We start from the raw sequence: 1,079 nt of genomic DNA on the forward strand, positions 1-1,079 counted from the left end.
ACCGCCGACTGAAGATAATCCATCTGGAAGATGGAGGTTTGTACCTCGATCCGCCTTCGGCGGACTGAAGTTTTTGGAGACAATCAATAAGTTGGGCTGAAATGTGAAAAGCAGAACGACTCTGGTACCGCCGTGGGACGGTCATGGGGAAGGGTGTGGAGGCTGAGGTCGGAATCGAACCGGCGTCCACGGCTTTGCAGGCCGCTGCATAACCACTCTGCCACTCAGCCTAAGGTAGAAAAGTATATCGGTGCTCAATCGCTTTGTCATCTTCGGCTAACCCGTGCCGGCCTAGACAGGAGTCAACGGGACCTACTCAGGATCCGTCCACACCGCCCCCCGCCCACCGTCCAGCCACAGGCGCCGGTACAGATAAAGCTGTCCGGCCGGATCACGCATGATGAGGCGACCTTGGTGCTCGGTGAACTCGAATGGCCGGGCATGCCCATCCAGGGGGTTGTACAGGGCCAGGCGATTGCCCCGGATCCGCATCAGGCCATCCACCCGCTGCAACTCCGGGGAGTAGATCCGAAACCGCTCCCCCTGGACGATCACCAGCTCCCCATCGCGGCCTTCCCAAACACCTTCCAACCGCGACGGCTTCCAGGCCACCGGCCAATCACTGCTGTTTCCGCCCGGTAGGGGCATCTGCCGGGTAAAGCGCCGCATCAGCTCGCGCATCACCGCGGCGCGCGACCGGTCCGGAACAGGACCGCCCCAAGGCGCACCGAAGGTTGGGCCCCACCCCAGGGCACCGAACGGGCCCTGCAAAGACCAGGGGTCCGCGAAAATGCCGCCCAGATCCCGCTGCGCGGGGGCGGAATCGAACAGACCCATGGCCTCCATCATCTTAGCCATAGCGTCGGCCATGACCTCACGCGCACCCGGCCGCGCCGCTCCCGAGCCGGGCACTATCAGCAGCAGCAGAAGTAGGCACCACAGCCTGCGCACGGGGGACCCGGAAATCATAGTCCGTGCAAATCCGCCCTCATGGACATCTCTCTAGTGTAGTGCGCCATTCTGTTTGGAACTTAAGCGGCGATTGCGCGCGTCGGGCGTCAAATCGATCGCGGCGCCAT

General features: G+C 62.6%; 1 protein-coding gene and 1 tRNA gene. Both read right to left on the bottom strand.

Features of this window, described 5'->3' with window-relative positions:
• Positions 1-156: 156 nt before the first annotated feature.
• Positions 157-230 (bottom strand) — tRNA-Cys (locus BQ17_RS05015).
• 82 nt (positions 231-312) lie between these two features.
• Positions 313-969: a hypothetical protein gene (locus BQ17_RS05020; RefSeq protein WP_089724832.1), complete on the bottom strand. Its 657-nt coding sequence runs from the start codon at positions 967-969 to the stop codon at positions 313-315.
• Between the last annotated feature and the right edge of the window lie 110 nt (positions 970-1,079).

The organism is Candidatus Thiosymbion oneisti (assembly GCF_900092655.1).
In the GTDB taxonomy this organism is placed as follows: domain Bacteria; phylum Pseudomonadota; class Gammaproteobacteria; order Chromatiales; family Chromatiaceae; genus Thiosymbion; species Thiosymbion oneisti.

Bases quoted from the DNA above. Each gene is read 5' to 3' on its own strand.
- BQ17_RS05020 (WP_089724832.1), bottom strand. From the start codon at position 969: ATGATTTCCGGGTCCCCCGTGCGCAGGCTGTGGTGCCTACTTCTGCTG.